At 64.1% G+C, this 17,076-nt stretch carries 16 protein-coding genes; 9 read left to right on the plus strand and 7 right to left on the minus strand.

Annotation, left to right across the window (positions count from 1 at the left end; genetic code table 11):
• The first annotated feature begins 1 nt into the window (after position 1).
• Positions 2–823 carry an exodeoxyribonuclease III gene (gene xth / locus QQL24_RS01385; RefSeq protein ID WP_284310087.1) on the plus strand — a complete coding sequence of 274 codons (822 nt, stop codon included), beginning with the start codon at positions 2–4 and terminating at the stop codon, positions 821–823.
• A 314-nt stretch (positions 824–1,137) separates the two neighbouring features.
• On the opposite strand, the gene QQL24_RS01390 is transcribed toward xth, so the two are convergent.
• Positions 1,138–1,962 carry a DUF3108 domain-containing protein gene (locus QQL24_RS01390; RefSeq protein WP_284310088.1) on the minus strand — a complete coding sequence of 275 codons (825 nt, stop codon included), beginning with the start codon at positions 1,960–1,962 and terminating at the stop codon, positions 1,138–1,140.
• 275 nt (positions 1,963–2,237) lie between these two features.
• Positions 2,238–3,125, minus strand: a complete 888-nt coding sequence (locus QQL24_RS01395) for a DMT family transporter (RefSeq protein ID WP_284310089.1) — start codon at positions 3,123–3,125, stop codon at positions 2,238–2,240.
• A gap of 168 nt (positions 3,126–3,293) precedes the next feature.
• On the opposite strand from QQL24_RS01395, the gene QQL24_RS01400 reads away from it, so the two are divergent.
• The gene (locus QQL24_RS01400; RefSeq protein ID WP_284310090.1) at positions 3,294–4,181 is read left to right on the plus strand and encodes a helix-turn-helix transcriptional regulator; all 888 of its coding nucleotides are present in this window, start codon (positions 3,294–3,296) and stop codon (positions 4,179–4,181) included.
• Positions 4,182–4,183: 2 nt separating this feature from the next.
• Here QQL24_RS01400 and mtaB read toward each other — a convergent pair whose 3' ends face one another.
• From mtaB to QQL24_RS01415, 3 genes are all read right to left on the minus strand, one after another.
• Positions 4,184–5,437 (minus strand): tRNA (N(6)-L-threonylcarbamoyladenosine(37)-C(2))-methylthiotransferase MtaB, encoded by a 1,254-nt coding sequence (gene mtaB / locus QQL24_RS01405; RefSeq protein WP_284310091.1) that lies wholly within the window; start codon positions 5,435–5,437, stop codon positions 4,184–4,186.
• 79 nt (positions 5,438–5,516) lie between these two features.
• Positions 5,517–6,380: a diaminopimelate epimerase gene (dapF, locus tag QQL24_RS01410; RefSeq protein WP_284310092.1), complete on the minus strand. Its 864-nt coding sequence runs from the start codon at positions 6,378–6,380 to the stop codon at positions 5,517–5,519.
• Between the two features lie 94 nt (positions 6,381–6,474).
• Positions 6,475–7,062 (minus strand): TetR/AcrR family transcriptional regulator, encoded by a 588-nt coding sequence (locus QQL24_RS01415; RefSeq protein ID WP_284310093.1) that lies wholly within the window; start codon positions 7,060–7,062, stop codon positions 6,475–6,477.
• A gap of 125 nt (positions 7,063–7,187) precedes the next feature.
• Here QQL24_RS01415 and QQL24_RS01420 point away from each other — a divergent pair, with 125 nt between their 5' ends.
• From QQL24_RS01420 to QQL24_RS01435, 4 genes are all read left to right on the plus strand, one after another.
• Entirely contained in the window at positions 7,188–7,622 is a 435-nt protein-coding gene (locus tag QQL24_RS01420) for a tautomerase family protein (RefSeq protein WP_284310094.1), read from the plus strand.
• Positions 7,623–7,874: 252 nt separating this feature from the next.
• On the plus strand, positions 7,875–10,157 hold the full coding sequence (locus QQL24_RS01425) for an NADP-dependent malic enzyme (RefSeq protein WP_284310095.1): 2,283 nt from the start codon (positions 7,875–7,877) through the stop codon (positions 10,155–10,157).
• 104 nt (positions 10,158–10,261) lie between these two features.
• The gene (locus QQL24_RS01430) at positions 10,262–11,326 is read left to right on the plus strand and encodes an ROK family protein (RefSeq protein ID WP_284310096.1); all 1,065 of its coding nucleotides are present in this window, start codon (positions 10,262–10,264) and stop codon (positions 11,324–11,326) included.
• 50 nt (positions 11,327–11,376) lie between these two features.
• Positions 11,377–12,087: an HAD family hydrolase gene (locus QQL24_RS01435; RefSeq protein ID WP_284310097.1), complete on the plus strand. Its 711-nt coding sequence runs from the start codon at positions 11,377–11,379 to the stop codon at positions 12,085–12,087.
• A 178-nt stretch (positions 12,088–12,265) separates the two neighbouring features.
• Here the strand turns inward: QQL24_RS01435 and QQL24_RS01440 are convergent, their stop codons facing one another.
• Complete coding sequence (locus tag QQL24_RS01440; RefSeq protein ID WP_284310098.1) at positions 12,266–13,018, minus strand: GolD/DthD family dehydrogenase; 753 nt, start codon at positions 13,016–13,018, stop codon at positions 12,266–12,268.
• A gap of 551 nt (positions 13,019–13,569) precedes the next feature.
• Here QQL24_RS01440 and QQL24_RS01445 point away from each other — a divergent pair.
• On the plus strand, positions 13,570–14,340 hold the full coding sequence (locus QQL24_RS01445; protein ID WP_284310099.1) for an SDR family NAD(P)-dependent oxidoreductase: 771 nt from the start codon (positions 13,570–13,572) through the stop codon (positions 14,338–14,340).
• A 212-nt stretch (positions 14,341–14,552) separates the two neighbouring features.
• On the opposite strand, the gene QQL24_RS01450 is transcribed toward QQL24_RS01445, so the two are convergent.
• Complete coding sequence (locus QQL24_RS01450) at positions 14,553–15,218, minus strand: O-methyltransferase (protein ID WP_284310100.1); 666 nt, start codon at positions 15,216–15,218, stop codon at positions 14,553–14,555.
• A 93-nt stretch (positions 15,219–15,311) separates the two neighbouring features.
• Here QQL24_RS01450 and QQL24_RS01455 point away from each other — a divergent pair, with 93 nt between their 5' ends.
• The gene (locus QQL24_RS01455) at positions 15,312–15,944 is read left to right on the plus strand and encodes a TetR/AcrR family transcriptional regulator (RefSeq protein ID WP_284310101.1); all 633 of its coding nucleotides are present in this window, start codon (positions 15,312–15,314) and stop codon (positions 15,942–15,944) included.
• Positions 15,945–16,072: 128 nt separating this feature from the next.
• Entirely contained in the window at positions 16,073–16,717 is a 645-nt protein-coding gene (locus tag QQL24_RS01460) for a hypothetical protein (RefSeq protein ID WP_284310102.1), read from the plus strand.
• Positions 16,718–17,076: the final 359 nt, after the last annotated feature.

The following is a 17,076-nucleotide window of genomic DNA, read 5'->3' on the forward strand; positions in this document are numbered from 1 at the left end:
CATGCAAATTACCCTGACCACGTGGAATATAAATTCCGTTCGTCTCCGTATGGGTCTTGTCGAGCGATTCGTTCAGAAACGAAACCCAGATATACTTTGCCTCCAGGAAACCAAGGTCGAAGACGGCAAGTTCCCGACGTCGGATGTACGCAAGCTTGGCTTCGATCACATCGCTTTCAATGGCCAGAAGGGCTATCATGGCGTGGCGATCTTCTCTCGTCTGCCCTTCGAGATGATCGACAAGCGCGAATTCTGCATGAAGGGCGACGCCCGCCATATCTCCGCGCGCTTTGGTGCAGCGGCAGGCCTGAAGAAGCCGCTCACGGTCCATAATTTCTACGTGCCGGCGGGCGGTGACATCCCCAACCGCGAACTCAATCCGAAATTCGGCCACAAGCTCGATTTCATTGCCGAGATGCATGCCTGGTTCGGTAGCGATTTCCCCGATGCCAATCCGCGCTCGATCCTGGTCGGCGATCTCAACATCGCTCCCCATGAGCACGATGTCTGGAGTCACAAGCAGCTGCTTGACGTCGTCTCCCATACCCCGGTTGAGACCGAAGCGATGAAGGCAATGATCGCCGAGCATGGCTGGATCGACGTCATGCGCCATTTCACGCCCGAACCGGAGAAACTCTACACCTGGTGGAGCTACCGCGCCGCCGACTGGCTCGCCTCCAACCGCGGCCGCCGGCTCGACCACATCTGGGCGAGCCCCACCCTCACCAACGCCGCCCGCTCGATCGAGATCCTCGCCGACGCCCGCGGCTGGGAGAAGCCATCGGACCACGTGCCGGTGACGGGGGTGTTCGAGATCGAGTGAGGCGGCCAGAACCGACCGCCTGATGCGACATGGCGGGACGGAAGGCAGGGTTAGCCGCGCCTGAAGGAGAGACCGCCGTCACACGCGGTGCGCATTAACCGTGTTCGATTTCGCCGCCCGAACCGCGAACGAATCGGCGACGAATCGCTGCATGACGCAGGTTCACGGTTTATCCGCTCAAGGAGAGCCGTTTGTCCGCAGGCGAGGGCAGGATTTTTTGCTCCGAGCACCAGGAGTTTCGCCACAAAGGTTAAGGCCGGCTGTGTCATGCTGGCACAAGCGGCGGACAGGCCGCTCCTTTTGTGATGCCTGCCTCAATCATCCCCACCGCTGCCGCCGAAACGGGTCGCGTCGAGCGTAAGGCGGCCGATCTGGGTGCCGACGATGATCTTGAAGGGCGCAAGCACATGGGTGCCTTTGAGGGGGGCGAGCCAGAGTTCGATGTCGCGGTTGGCAACCATGAATTTGGTCTGATCGCGGTCGGGACGGTGGCCGGCGATCGGCACGTAGCGGGCCGAACAGACGATGGTGGGGCCGCTATAGCCCTTGCCGTCCACGTTTTCGGTGCGGGCATAGGAAAGCTTGACGTCGAAGCGTGTGGCGCCGTCGAACACCGGCAGGGTGCGCCGGCAGGCGGCGGGCTCCAGCGCGTCGCCGTTGCCGGAGACGGGCACCAACATGGCCGAGAGCGGATCGAGCACGCCGTGCTTGTCGGCTGTTGTCACCGGCACGCGGTCCTTGCGCGGCGGCAGTTCGGGCTGCAGTTCGACCGCGGTGATGTTGCCGCTCGCCAGCGCCATCTGCACGGTCTGCGGCTTCTTGCCGGCGATCGAGTTCAGGGCATAGGCCGAGGGAATCGGCACCGTGGAGGTGAGCCGGCCCGACGCCGAGGCGGAGCCTCGGCCGTCGCTGATCAGGCTGATCACGCCGCCGACCTTGGCGGCCGCATTGATCTTGTAGGGGCCGCCATCTGAGAGATTGATGTTGAGATTTGCGGTGCCGATGGGCAGGCCCGCCAGCGTCACGCCGTAGCGGATGGTGGTGGCGGTGCTGCCGGCCGAGGCAAGGGCCGGCGCGAGGCCAGTCAGCGCGCTCAGGGCGGTGCCAAGAGCAAATCTGGAAAAGGTCGATAGGGTCACGCCGGTCTCCCCGGCCGGGTTGCCGGCCGATCTTAAGCGCATTGTAACAGGGTAAATGTTACGTAAACGTTGCTGAGAGACATCATACCGGGTGGCGGCTGAACCGGGGATGAATCCTGAGAGCGAGGACGTCCCGACGACACTCAAGAGAGTGTCGGACGATCTGCTCTTGAACCACCAACCTCCCCGCATGAAGTGCAACGAGCAAAACATGCCACCTTTCTGAAGCGCCTGTCGTCCAAGAGCGGACGGGACGTCCGCGCTCCCAGGGAGTCTCAGGCTGTCCGGTGCTGGGCCGGGCGTGGGGCGAACATTACGAGATTTCCGGCCAGCGTAAGGGCGAGACCGGCGAAACCCGTCCAGTGCCAGTGATAATTCTCCACCACGGTGGAGATCAGCAAAGCGACGATCGGGAAGAATACCGTGGCGTAGGCAGCGCGGGCGGAGCCGATACGCGCCACCAGGAGGAGATAGGTTGTAAAGCCGATCACCGATCCCACCATCGCCAGATAGAGCATCGCCAGGAGATAGGTGCCATCGGGTGGCGCCACCATCGGCGTTGCGGTCAGCGCGATCAGGCCGAGCAGGGCGATGGCGGCATAGGCCATGCCCCAGGCATTGGCGATCGCCGGCGGCAGGCCGGCACGGCTGTTGCGGCGCGAGATCATATTGCCGAGCGAGAAGAACAAGGTGCCGAGCGCCGCAAGGCCGATGCCCTTGGCCGTGCCGGCACCAAGTCCGCCGGCGATGTCGGGCAGGAACAGCAGCATCAGTCCGGCAACGCCGAGCGCCCCGGCCATGAGGGCACGCGGCGTGATGGGATCACCGAAGAACAGCCGGGCATTGAGCGCGTTGAGCACGGTGGCCAGCGAGAAGATCACCGAGACCAAGCCGGAGGGGATGAAACTTTCCGCTGCGTAGAAGCACAGGAAGTTGAGCGAGAACAGGCAGGCCGCCTGGGCCAGGATGAAGGGCTGCTCGCGCCAGGCCGGCAGACGCAGCCGGCGCAGCAGCACCAAGGCCAGGAGGAAGATCACGGCGGCCGTGCCGAAGCGGTAGAACACCGACACCAAGACCGGCACGGGGCCGACCTGCAGGGCGATGGCGATCCAGGTGGTGCCCCAGATCAGCACGGTGGCGAGGAAAAGGGCGATGTTGGCCATGCTGGACTCCGGGGCGGCGCAAGGTGCGCCAGCGAATGGCATCGCCCTAGCACCGCTGTGGCCGGCCCCTCTTGCACAATCTTGCGGTAAAGCGCTGCCGCTTGTGCCCGGCGGTTGGCTTGCGACGGCAACGGCCCTAGAATTCGGCCCATCATCTTGGCCGCCCGCATGTCCGCTCTTCATCGCCCGGTTTACAGCTTTCTCTCCGCTTCTCCCTTCGCGCGGCCGATGCGCAAGCTCGACCTCGGCTGCGGGCGTGCAGCCATGCGCTGGTTCAACCGCAACGACCACGTTACCTACGAAAATCCCGAAGGCCATACGTTCAGCCTCTATCTCAGGGGTGGCACCGGCACCTTCCGTCTTGACGGCACGCACATGAGCGGCTGGCCGGGCGCGTGCTGCCTGATGCCACATGGACAGAGTTCGACCTGGGAGATCACCAGCCCGTTCGAATTCGTGCATCTCTATTTGCCCGACCGGGAGGCCAGGCGTCTGTTCGCCGAGACCTTCGATCGCGATGCGCGGCTGATGAGCCTGCCGGAACTTACCTTTGCGGACCGTCCGGAGCTGGCCGCGTCGCTGCGGCTGCTGGCTAAGGCGGCGGAGGCCGGTGATCCGCTGCTGGGCGAGGAGGCGATGGCCGAAATCGTGCGACGAGCCTTCGCCGATTCGCGTCCGGTGGGCACGCTCAAAGGCGGTCTTGCGCCGCATGCGAGGAGGCGCGTGACCGAGTTCATCGAGGCCGGTCTCGGCGGCAGCCTGCGCCTCAGGGAGCTGGCTGAGATCGCCCATCTCAGCGAATTCCATTTCCAGCGCAGCTTTGCCGCCAGCCTCGGTGTTTCTCCCTCGGCCTGGATCGCCCATCGGCGCATCGAGCGCGCCCGGACCCTGCTGCGCGCAGGCGAGCCGATCGCCGGCGTCGCCGTTGCCTGCGGCTACAGCAGCCAAAGCCATCTCACCCGTGCCTTCCGGGACGCCACCGGCCGAACCCCAGCGGCCTATCGCGCGCTCATCGACGGCGCGAGGCGGATGGAGGAGCCTGTATCGTCCGTCTGAGGTCAGCCGGCGGCCCCGGTGGCGAGCCGGCCTGTGAGCTCCCTCCCGTTGCGGCCGGTGATCTCGATCTCCACCAGCCCGCCCGCCGGCAGTGCTGTCTCCGGACGTATGGGAGCGAATTGCGTAGTGCGGCCGATACCGCCGCGTTCCATCAGGATCATGCGTTTCCTGCCGATCTCACTGTCGAGGAAACGCGTCAGCGCCGCTTCGCCGGCTTCGCGCAGCCGGGCGGCCCGCTTCTTGATCGCCACGCCGTCCACGGGCGGCATGCGGGCAGCCGGGGTGCCCGGACGGGGCGAGAAGGGGAAGGCATGCAGATAGGTGATGCCGCAGGCTTCGATCAGATCGAGCGAACGGGCGAACATTGCTTCATCCTCGGTGGGGAAGCCGGCGATCAGGTCGGCACCGAAGGTGATGTCGGGACGCAGGCGCCGTGCTTCCGCGCAGAATCCTATCGCGTCGGAGCGCAAATGCCGGCGCTTCATGCGCTTGAGGATGAGATCGTCGCCTGATTGCAGCGAAAGGTGGAGATGGGGCATCAGGCGCTCCTCCTCAGCCAGAGCGCGCAAAAGATCGGCATCGGCTTCGACCGAATCGATGGAGGAAAGCCGCAACCGGGGCAGTTCCGGCACCTCCTTCAGGATCCGGCGTACCAACGCGCCGAGCGGCAGGGGCTCGGCGAGGTCGGGGCCATAGCTGGTGAGATCGACCCCGGTGAGCACGATCTCCTTGTAGCCGGCCTCGGTGAGGCGGCGGATCTGGGCGATTGCCGTCTCCGGCGCCAGCGAGCGCGAATTGCCACGCCCGAAGGGGATGATGCAGAAGGTGCAGCGATGGTCGCAACCGTTCTGGATCTGCACGAAGCCACGTGCTCGGCCCTCGAAGCCACCGATCTCGGGCAGGGCGATGTCGCGCGCCGCCATGATGTCGGAAGTGACGAGCTTGTCGGGTGTCGTGCCGAGCGTGTGCCAGGTCTGGGACTTCAGCTTCTCGGCATTGCCGACCACAAAGGCGACTTCCGGCATGGCGATGAAGCGCGCGGCATCTGTCTGCGCGGCGCAGCCGGTGACGGCGATGCGGCGCTCCGGATTCTCGCGCTTGAGCCTGCGGATGGCTTGGCGTGCCTGGCGCGCGGCTTCGGCCGTGACGGCGCAGCTGTTGATCACGGTGAGATCATCGCGCTTGCCGATCGCGGCTTTCATCGCCTCGGATTCATGGATGTTGAGGCGGCAGCCGAAGGTGACGATCTCGGTCATGAGCGGGTTCGGTGTGACGATCTCCAGATCGGCACGACTTCCTATGTTGAAAGGTGCCGATCTGGAGATCGGCACACCATTAGGCCGCGTCGGCAAACCAGTCGGCGGTGAAGCGGCCCTCATGCTCGAGCTCCACGGCGCCTGTCATCAGCACATGGCCGTCGCTCTCGCGCCATTCGATCAGGAGATCGCCGCCGGGCAGGGTGATACGCACCTTGCGTTCCGTCTTGCCAAGCCGGACTGCCGCGACGGCGGTGGCGCAGGCTGCCGAACCGCAGGCCCGGGTAAGACCGGCGCCGCGTTCCCATACACGCAGCACGATATGGTCGCGGCTGCGCACCTCGGCGAGCGAGATGTTCACGCGTTCGGGAAAGAGCGGATCATGCTCGATCTGAGGCCCGATGGTGCCGAGATCATAGTCAGCGGGATCGCTGTCGACCCAGAACACGGCATGGGGATTGCCCATGTTCACCACGCTGGGCGCTTGGATAATCGGTGCATCGACGGGCCCGAAGGAAAAATCTATGGCCTTGGTATCCCCGGCATCGCGCGCGAGCGGAATCTGCTGCCACTCGAACTCTGGCGGACCCATGTCGACGGTGAAGCCCTGGCCCGCGCGGCGGGACTCGACCAGGCTGGTCGGCGTCTGCAGCAGCAGCCTGTCCTTGCCGGCGACGGGCATGAAATACCAGGACACGCAGCGCGTGCCATTGCCGCAGGCGCCCGATTGCGAGCCGTCCGTATTGAAGATGCGCATGAAGGCGTCGGTCTCGGCCTTTTGCGGCGGATAGAGCACCATCAGCTGATCGAAGGGCTCGCGCGCGGCAATCGCCCGCGCTTCCGCCGGCGTGACGGCATGCGAGCCATCGGTAAGATCGAGCACGACGATCTCGTTGCCGATGCCGTTCATCTTCAGATAGGGGCGGTTGCCAAGGCCGGACATGGTGGTTTCCGAAAGACTGTTGAGGCTGTGATATAGGGCAAAAGTCCGCGCAAACCAATAAGCGCGGGAGGTGGATGCGTGGCTGCCGCCGCTTTCAGTCCTTCAGCGCAGGCGCGATGGCCTGCGCCCGCCGGCTGACGGCCGCCGCGATCCGTTCGGACAAGGCAGGATCGGAAACCGCGCGGGCAAGCGTCACGCCACCGGACAGCAGAGCGAGAAGCGCAATGGCCTGGTCGGTGTTCTCCTCGTCGGGCTCTTCCGGCAAACCGGCAGAAACCTCGGCGATCAGGCGCTGCAGCTCCAACTGATAGGCCTGCCGGGTCTCGTCGTCTGCACGCATGACCTCTGGCGACAGGCTCGGCAGCGCGCAGCTCTGGCCGAGATCGCAGACGCGCTTGGCGCCGAGATAGTAGCTGGCGAAGGCGCTGAGCCAGCCCTGGCCCTTGTCTGCCTTGAGCTGGACGATGGCCAAGCGCAGTTCTTCCAGGCCGGTTAGCACCGTTTCCCGGAAGGCCTCGCTCTTCGAGCGAAAATGCCCGTAGAAAGCGCCGTTGGTGACGCCGGCTGCCTTGGTCAATCCGTCGATGCCCGAGCCGCCATAGCCTTCCTTGCGAAAGATCCGGCCTGCTGCCTGGAGGATGCGGGCGCGGGTCTCCCGCTTGTGTTCGGCACTGTAACGCATGGTGCTCCTATATTCAGAGTGGTCACTCTTTATGCTTGCATAGAGAGCGATCGGTGTTTATCGATAGAGAGCGTTCGATATCTATATAGGCGCCACGTCCCTCCAGCCAAGCAAGGAATCGCACCATGCCGATCACACTTACGATCCCCGAAGGCCTTCTCGATCCGCAGGCTCAAAGCCAGGCTTTCGCCGAACTGACCGACGCCCTGCTCGAGGTTGCCGAGCTCACTGGCAACAGCTTCATGACCGCCAATGTCGTTGGCTCGTTGAATGTGCTGCCCCGGCATCATGTCTTCGCGGGTGGAAAACCCGCGCCGGCCGCCTTCGTCGAGCTCAAGCTTCCGGAAATTGCCCTGGCAACTCCCGAGGCAAAGCGGGCCTTCATCGAGGCGGCGACCGACATTGTCGAGAAGGCTGCCGGAGGCAGGCTCAGGCGCGATCACATCTGGACCAATATCGTCTACGCCGCCGAGGGTGCCTGGGGCATTGCCGGCCAGGCCTATGCCGGAAGCGACCTGGTCGCGGCGGTGCAGCAATCCGCGGCCCAGCATTTTGCTTGAAAAGAAAACGGGCCGAGCCCATGCGCGGCTCGGCCTCCAGCCCTGAGGTTTTCATGGCAAGCCGACCGGCCGATTCGGCGTTCCGCGGTTGCCGGTTCACGGGACGAAGGCACCCGAAAACCAGCCTTGGTGAGCCTGTTGGCAGAGGGAAGGGAGGCAGAAATCGTCGCCTTTAACCAGCGACACCAAATATCTTGTTGCCGACACGCCCAGCCGCTAGGGTCTGCGCCCTACCAGAGGAACGCCCCCAGAATGTCGGATAAGAAACCGCCGCGCCAAGTCCGTCCCAGCTTCACCGATCAGGAGGCGCTCGCCTTCCATTCGCAGGGCAAGCCCGGCAAGCTCGAAGTCAACCCCACCAAACCCATGGCGACGCAGCGTGACCTGTCGCTCGCCTATTCGCCGGGCGTTGCGGTGCCCGTACGCGCCATCGCCGAGAATCCCGCTCTCGCCTATACGTATACCACCAAGGGCAATATGGTTGCCGTGATCTCCAACGGCACCGCCATTCTCGGCCTCGGCGATCTCGGCGCGCTGGCTTCCAAGCCCGTGATGGAGGGCAAATCCGTCCTGTTCAAGCGCTTCGCCGATGTCGATTCGATCGACCTCGAAGTCGACACCAAGGATGCCGATGCCTTCATCAATGCGGTGCGCTATCTCGGCCCGAGCTTCGGCGGCATCAATCTGGAAGACATCAAGGCGCCGGAATGCTTCATCATCGAGCAGCGGCTCAAGGAATTGATGGATATTCCCGTCTTCCATGACGACCAGCACGGTACGGCCATCATCGCAGCCGCTGGCCTGTTCAACTGTCTCAAGCTCACCGACCGCAGCATCACCGACACCAAGCTGGTGGTGAACGGCGCCGGGGCCGCCGGCATCGCCTGCGTCGAACTGGTCAAGGCCATGGGCTTTGCGCCCGACAATGTGCTGCTCTGCGACACCAAGGGCGTGGTCTACCAGGGCCGCACCGAGGGCATGAACCAGTGGAAATCGGCCCATGCCGCCGTCACCGACAAGCGCACGCTCGCCGATGCGCTGCAGGGCGCCGACGTCTTCTTCGGCCTCTCCGCCAAGGGCGCACTGACGGCGGATATGGTGCGCTCCATGGCGCCCAATCCCGTCATCTTCGCCATGGCCAATCCGGATCCGGAAATCACGCCCGACGAGGCGCATGCCGTGCGCGATGACGCCATCATCGCCACCGGCCGTTCCGACTATCCCAACCAGGTCAACAACGTCCTCGGCTTTCCCTATATCTTCCGCGGCGCACTCGATGTGCATGCCACCTCGATCAACATGGAAATGAAGGTGGCGGCGGCGCAGGCCCTGGCCGAACTCGCACAGGAAGATGTGCCGGACGAAGTCGCCACCGCCTATCAGGGTGCCCGGCCGCGCTTTGGCCGGGAATACATCATTCCCGCGCCGTTCGATCCGCGCCTGATCACCCGTATTCCGGTGGCCGTGGCCAAGGCGGCGATGGAAACGGGGGTCGCCCGCAAGCCGATCGCGGATCTCGAGGCCTATCGCGCCCAGCTCTCCGCTCGGCGCGATCCGGTGGCCGGCACGCTGGCGCGCCTCTTCGACAAGGTCCGCCGCTCGCCCAAGCGCGTCGTCTTCGCCGAGGGTGAGGAAGAAGCGGTGATCCGCGCCGCCGCTTCCTTCGTCAACCAGGGCCTGGGCACCGCCATCCTGGTCGGTCGCGAGGACCGGGTCGAGGCGGCCGCCGCCTTTGCCGGCGTCGAGTTGCGCGAGGGCATGCAGATCCAGAATGCCCGCATCTCGCCACGCACCAATGCCTATGCCCAATATCTCTATGACCGCCTGCAGCGGCATGGCTATCTGATGCGTGACTGCATCCGCCTAGCTTCGGTTGACCGCAATCACTTCGCCGCCTGCATGGTGGCGATGGGCGATGCCGATGCCATGGTCACCGGCCTCACCCGCAATTACTCGATCGCGCTGGAGGATGTGCGCCGGGTGATCAACGACAAGCCGGGCCATTGCGTCATCGGCCTCTCGATCGCCATCGCCCGCGGCCGGACGGTACTGGTGGCCGATACGGCTGTGCATGACATGCCGACCTCCGAGCAGCTCGCCGCCATCGCCATCGAGGCGGCCTCGGTGGCCAAGCGTCTCGGCTACGAGCCACGCGTCGCCATGCTGGCCTACTCCACCTTCGGCCATCCTGAGGGCGAACGGGCCGAGCGCGTGCGCGATGCCGTGCGCATCCTCGACAAGCAGCGCGTCGACTTCGAGTATGACGGCGAGATGGGCGCCGATGTGGCGCTCAACCGCGATGCCATGGCGCTGTATCCATTTTGCCGGCTAAGTGGTCCGGCGAATGTGCTTGTCATGCCGGCTTTCCACTCGGCCTCGATCTCCACCAAGATGCTGCAGGAACTCGGCGGCGCCACCGTGATCGGCCCGATGCTGGTGGGCCTGGACAAGCCGGTGCAGATCGTGCCGCTGGCCGCCAAGGACTCCGATCTGGTCAACATGGCCGTGCTGGCGGCCGCCAATATCGGCGGTTGATTGCTCGTTTGGTGACGTGTTCAGCGGGCCGCGCAGGAACTTTCGCGGACGATCGGGGGTTTTGCAAGGCGATGCAACCGCCTGCCCCGATCGCGAGCGCCCCGATGAACGAGCACAAGAGCCATCAGTTCCTGATTCACGGTGCGGCGGAACTGCCCTCCGTCAGTATCGACGGCTACAATATCGGCCTGCGCGACAAGGAGGGCTTCATCGGCGACAGGGCCAATACCGGCGCCTTCCTCGACAAGCTGGAGGAACTGCGCAAGCTTTTCCGCAGGCAGGGCGACGATCCCCTCGGCGAAGCCCCAACGGATGAACTCAAGCGCAAGCAGATCGACAGTCTTCTCACCGGCGATGACCTCAGGGCCGCCGCGCTGGTACATGGCGCCATCGAGGAGTTCGCGCAGTCGCTTGCCGCGGTGATCCAGCGCTACCTGCGCACCGACACCTGGAAAGGCACCGAGCGCATCGCCATCGGCGGCGGCTTCAAGGAGAGCCGCGTCGGCAAGCTCGCCATTGCCCGGGCCGAGGCGCTGCTCAAGGCCGAAAAGATGGCGATCCAGCTCCGGCCCATTCGCCACCACCCCGACGAGGCCGGGCTGATCGGTTCGCTGCATCTGATGCCGGCCTGGAGCCTGGCGGGGCATGATGGCATCCTCGCCGTCGATATCGGCGGCAAGAACATTCGCGCCGGCGTGGTGATCAGCCATATCAAGGACGACGCCGATCTCGCCAAGGCGGAAGTCTGGAAGTCCGAGCTCTGGCACCATGTCGACGACGAGCCGGCTCGCGGTGCCGCCATCGAGCGCATGGTCGAGATGCTGGAGGACCTCATCGCGTGCGCCCACAAGGCGAAGCTGGTCCTGGCGCCGGTGATCGGCATCGGCTGTCCCGGTGTCATCAAGCCGGATGGATCGATCGCCCGGGGCGGGCAGAACCTGCCCGGCTCCAATTGGGAAAGCCGGAAATTCAACCTGCCGGCAGCGCTGACCAAGGCCATTCCCGAGATCGCCGGCGAACCGACCTATATCATCCTGCACAATGATGCGGTGGTGCAGGGCCTCTCCGAGGTGCCCTTCATGCAGGATGTGAAACGCTGGGGTGTCCTGACCATCGGCACCGGTCTCGGCAATGCCCGCTATACAAACAAGGCGGCTAAACAAGAGTAGTTAGCCGGCAACTCTTATTGATTCAATCGAGTCCAACCTATTGGTGATTCATGTATTTTCGCGCTCTCGCCACGGACTATGATGGCACACTCGCCCATGACGGCGTCCTCGAAGAAGCGACCGCCTCTGCCCTCGAACGCCTGCGCTATTCCGGGCGCCGGCCGATCATGGTGACCGGCCGTGAGCTCGACGACCTCATCGAGGTCTGCCCGCGGCTCGACCTGTTCGACCTGATCGTCGCGGAGAATGGGGCGTTGCTCTACGATCCCGAGAGCAAGGAGGAAACGCTCCTGGCCGAACCCGCTTCTGCGGAGCTGGTCAGGAAATTGGAAGCGGCCAAGGTGCCGGGCCTCTCCGTCGGCCGGGCCATCGTCGCCACCTGGGAGCCCTATGAGGTGCAGGTGCTCGAGGCGATCCGCGAACTCGGCCTGGAGCTGCAGATCATCTTCAACAAGGGCGCGGTGATGGTGCTGCCCTCCAACGTCAACAAGGCCACGGGCCTTGCCGCCGCACTGAAGCGCCTCGATATCGAAGCCAGGCATGTGGTGGGCGTGGGAGATGCGGAGAACGACCACGCCTTCGTCAAGACCTGCGGCTGCGCCGTGGCGGTGGCCAACGCCATCCCGGCGCTGCTCAAGGAGGTCGACATCGTCACCGAAGGCGCGCGCGGCGCGGGCGTGGCCGAACTCATCGACCGCATGATCGCCACCGACCTGCAGGACATCGCCGCCTTGCATGACCGAGTGCGGCTGGCGGGGTGAGCCTGACTCAAATAAAGTGAAAGACGCCGGAAACACCGTCATTGCGAGTGCAGCGAAGCAATCCAGGGGCAACAGACGCCGCCCTTCGACCCGTGGATTGCTTCGCTCCGCTCGCAATGACGAACACACTCGGCCTCTCATGATCTCGCGATAGGCTCGGAGGACCACCGCGGCACTCTCACGTCGCCGTATAGCCGCCGTCGATCACCATGTTCTCGCCATTGATGATGCCGGCGCTCTTGCTGACCAGATGCAGCACCGCATAGGCGACTTCCTCGGGCTGGCCGAAGCGGCCCACCGGGATCTTGCGGCGGAAATTCTCGCCGATCTCGCCGGCCCAATGCACCTTGGCGAGCTGCGTCTCGATCACGGTGGGGGAAATGGCGTTGGCGGTGATGCCGTGAGGCCCCCATTCCAGCGCCCATACCCGCGTCATGCCGAGCAGGCCGGCCTTGGTCGCGGAATAGCCGACATGCCCGTCGAGCCCGACCAGCGCTGCTTGCGAGGCCATGCTGACGATGCGGCCATAGCGCCGCGCCTTCATGCGCCCCCCGACGGCCCGCGTCAGCAGGAAGGGCGCCGTGAGGTTGATGGCGAGCTGTTCGTGCCAGTCCTTGGTCGAGAGCGCCTCGGAAGGTCCGGTGCGGCCGATGCCCGCATTGTTGACCAGGATGTCGATGCGTCCCTGGCGCTGCATGAGGTCCTCGACCATGGTCTCGATGGCGGCTTCGTCGGTGACGTCCATCTGGAAGGCAAGATGCCGTTCGCCGAGTGCCCGCGCCGCCTCGGCTACCGTCTCGCTGCGGTCCACCATGGCGAGCGTGGCGCCGCGCTCCGCCAGCACCACCGCGATCGCATGGCCGATGCCGTTGGCAGCGCCGGTGACGATGGCGACCTGGCCGGTGAGATCGTAGTTCTCTTCGAACTTCATGGGGCTTCCTCCGCCTGCGGAGGCAGCCGCCCCCCTGTTGTGGCGGCGATCCTAGCAACCTGCCGGTTTGTCTTACAAGTGAAGGAAGTGCGGCTATGGGGTACGGGCCTCCGGGAGGCTGGCGATGTCCAATCAGAACAGCCCGCGACGTCATTCCGGACGATCGAAGGGAGGTCGGGAATCCATGAACACGATCGTTCCATGGTTGTGTTCATGGATCCTCGCGCCCCCCGGCGAAGCTTGGGAGGATATGTTTCAGCCGGAATGATTTCGCAGACCACTCTGAAAAGAAAAGACCTTAGCCATGGGCCTGGCCCCTATTGCGCCGGATCTCCTCCAAATAGCTTCTAGGCGCCGATCGTGATCTTCGGCGGGATCACCCAGCGCCAACTGGCCCGTGGCCACGCCTTCGGCGCTGTGAAATGATCAACACGTAGAACGCTTTTCTTTCTGGCTGAATCACCAGGAATCGCAAAATTCTTTGAAACAAATGCGCTAACTTGGATGATCGCGCCTGCCCAAACGCATTTTGCTCAAGAAATGGGAATGACATGTATCTTGCCAAATACAAGCTCGACGGCCGGACCGCCTTCATCACCGGGGGTGGGCGCGGCATTGGCCTCGCCTCCGCCGAGGCCCTGCTGGAGGCCGGCGCCTCGGTGATCATCTCGGACCATGACGCCTCGATCCTCGAATCCGGCCGGGCGGCACTGCGCGAGAAAGGCCATGAGGTCGAAGGCGTGGTGCTCGATGTCACCAATCCGGAGGCGGTGGCCGAAGCCGCGAAGGAAGCCAACGCCAAGCGTCCGGTCGACATCATGGTCGCCAATGCCGGCATTGCCTGGCCGGACACGCCCGGCGAAGAGATGGCCAACGATGTCTGGCGGAAGGTCGTCGATGTCGACCTCAACGGCGTGTTCTGGTCCTGTCGCGAGTTCGGCCGCCACATGCTCGAGCGCCAGCGCGGCTCGATCGTCACGCTCGGCTCGATGTCCGGCCTGATCTCGAACAAGCCGCAGCGCCAGGCGCAATACAACGCCGCCAAGGCCGGCGTGCACCACCTCACCAAGTCGCTCGCCGGCGAATGGGCGGAGCGCGGGGTTCGGGTCAACTGCGTGGCGCCAACCTATGTCGACACGCCGATGTCGCGCGGGGGCTTCACCAATCCGGCGATGATGCCGGTCTGGATGGAGATGACGCCGATGAAGCGCGTCGCCCGCGACGACGAGATCGCTTCCACCATCCTCTTCCTGGCCACCGACGCCTCCAGCGCCATGACCGGCGCGGTCGTGGTGGTCGATTGCGGCTATACGATCTGGTAGGGCGCGATCCAAAAGCCTCCCCCACGAAGCTGGGGGAGGTGGCCGAACGAAGTGAGGTCGGAGGGGGTGTGGCCAGGATAGAGCACTTGAAGCAGCGTCTTGGGTCGGTGGTTCCCTCGCCCTTTTCTGACCACACCCCCTCCGCCACGACTTCGTCGTGCCACCTCCCCCAGCTTCGTGGGGGAGGCTTCGCGTAGCGCTTCAGATCGCCCTCAGCCGATCCGCATGGACAGTTCGACGTCCTCGGCGAAGGGCGTCGACAAGTAGCCCTGCCCGGGCGAACGCACCTGCGCCAGATAGTCGGGACTGTAATCGGCATTGTCGGCGACGATGAGCGCCCCCGGCCTGAGGCGGCACTCCAGCAGGCTGAGGATCTCGGCGTAGAGCGCCTTGGCGCCGTCGAGCAGGACGAGGTCGATGGTCTCGGGCAGATCGGTGCTCAGTGTCTGCAGCGCGTCTCCCTGCCGGATCTCCACGAGGTCGAGGAGACCGCCGGCCGCCAGGTTTGCCCGGGCTCGCTCGATCTTGGACGGCTCGAACTCGCTGGTGATCAGGCGGCCGCCGCCATTGTCCCTCAGGGCCGCGGCGAGATGCAGGGTCGAGATGCCGAACGAAGTCCCGAACTCGACGATCGTCCGCGCGCGGGAGCCTCGCGCCAGCATATAGAGCAGCGTGCCCGTCTCCCGCGAGACCGGGAGCGGCAGATCCTTCAGGCGCCCATAGAAATCGAGGTAGTCGGTCTTGCTCTGCATCAGGCGCTCATGCTCTTCGGCGGAGAGAGCCGCCACGGCGGGGATCGTCGCCGGCGAGGCCGCATCGGCCTCCTGAAACAGGCGCCCGAGCAGAGGCGCGAGTGGGGCGGTGGTCAGGGTGTTCATCGAGATATCCTGTCTGCGGTAAGCGCGTTCTTGCGTCATCATCAAAATACGACTAATTCGTCAGGTTCCCTATTCGCATTGCCGTGGACTGCCGTGGCCGATCGCCGAAGTGCTTCGATTTCCTCGCGAAAACAGCCCCAGCAGGCTCGCTCGGCCGAGCTCATCGCGGCGGTGCTGGAGGCTGCGGTTCAGGTTCTGGCGAAGGAAGGCGCGCAGCGCTTCACCACGGCGCGCGTGGCCGAGAAGGCCGGGGTGAGCGTTGGCTCGCTCTATCAATATTTCCCCAACAAGGCGGCGATCCTGTTCCGGCTGCAGAGCGACGAGTGGCGGCAGACGACCGATCTCATGCGCACCATCCTCGAGGATGGCGCAAGACCACCCTTCGAACGGCTGCGCATCCTCGTCCACGCCTTCATTCGCTCGGAATGCGAGGAGGCTGCGGTACGCGGTGCGCTCGATGACGCTGCACCCCTCTACCGCGACGCGCCCGAGGCGCGCGAAGCGAAGGCGTCAGGCACCCATACGATCAGGCTCTTCATGCAGGAAGCACTGCCGGAGGCCCCGGAAACAATCCGTATCCTGACCGGCGACCTGATCACGGCGACACTCAGCCAGGTGGGAAAGCGGTTCTCCGAAACGCCTCGGACACCGGCGGAGATCGAAGCCTATGCCGACGCCATGGCGGACATGTTCTGCGCCTATCTCGCAGGCCTTCAACGGCGCTGAAACAGCAGACCAGTGCAGATCGGTGCTTGAAAAGGGGAGGCACCCCTACAGGAGGCAGTTTTGAATATCGGAGACGATAGACACGGCGTGGAGTATATTGCCGGCCGAGACATAGGGGAGGCGCGCCCATGGGCTCGGGTCTTGACGCTATCCAGATGCGGATCGTGGCCGACGGCCTTGAGGACAATGTCAAACTCAAGATTTCCGACAAGGGGCCGACGGATTTCCTGGTACCCGAAAGCTTCACCATGAAGGATATCGTCGCGAAAATCGGCTCGATTGCAGGACGCAACCCGATCGGACGGCTGACCTTGATGTGCCACGGCATCGGCATGATGGCGGAGGGCGAGATCAATGCGGACAATGGCCAAGTGCTGCGCCTGCCGCCTGGCGCCAGCAAGCTCGTCTCCCGGATTTACGGCGGCTATGGGCTGATCATCGGCAGGGAAGGCCTGAACTCGCTGACCGTCCGTGATTGGACTGCTTTGAAGGGCAGGTTCACGCCGACCGGACTGGTCGTCGTATGCGGATGTGCCGCAGCGGATAGCGGCCCGACCTACACGACGGCGAGCGGGGACATATTGACCGGCGACGGCCCGGCCCTGATGAAGGCGCTATCGGCGGCAACCGGGGCCAGCGTGGTCGCGGCTGTCCGCCTCCAGCAACTCGTCATGGATTGGTATCTAAGCACGGTCGACCGCGGCGCTTTCGTCGGGCCGACCTACCTTTTCAAGCCGGACGGCACGCAGACCCTGAACGTCGCGAGCTATTGACGCCGAGGCTAAGCCGAGAAAGGCGATCTCGCCTGAAGGCACTCTTGTCTTGAGGGAAGTGGTGCCGCTTGCGTGACTCGAACACGCGACCCCATCATTACGAATTAGCACTCGCAGGCTATCAACATCAGCCTGTCCGCGCTTATGCGCATTTTTTATGTTTTTATATCAAAGGCTTGAGGTGCGTATCCGTGAGCTCGTGCGCTCGTGGAATATCAGCGTGTCCCCTACTAATCCCTTACTAATGAGGATCAAAAGTTTACCGTCGGTTCGGACCCCGCAAGCGTCAGGAACCCGTGCGCATTCATGTACTCGCTGCGGAACCTGCCACTGAAAGATTCGTAGAGGCGTTGTCCGTC

The organism is Labrys miyagiensis, from assembly GCF_030160835.1.
In the GTDB taxonomy this organism is placed as follows: Bacteria; Pseudomonadota; Alphaproteobacteria; order Rhizobiales; family Labraceae; genus Labrys; species Labrys miyagiensis.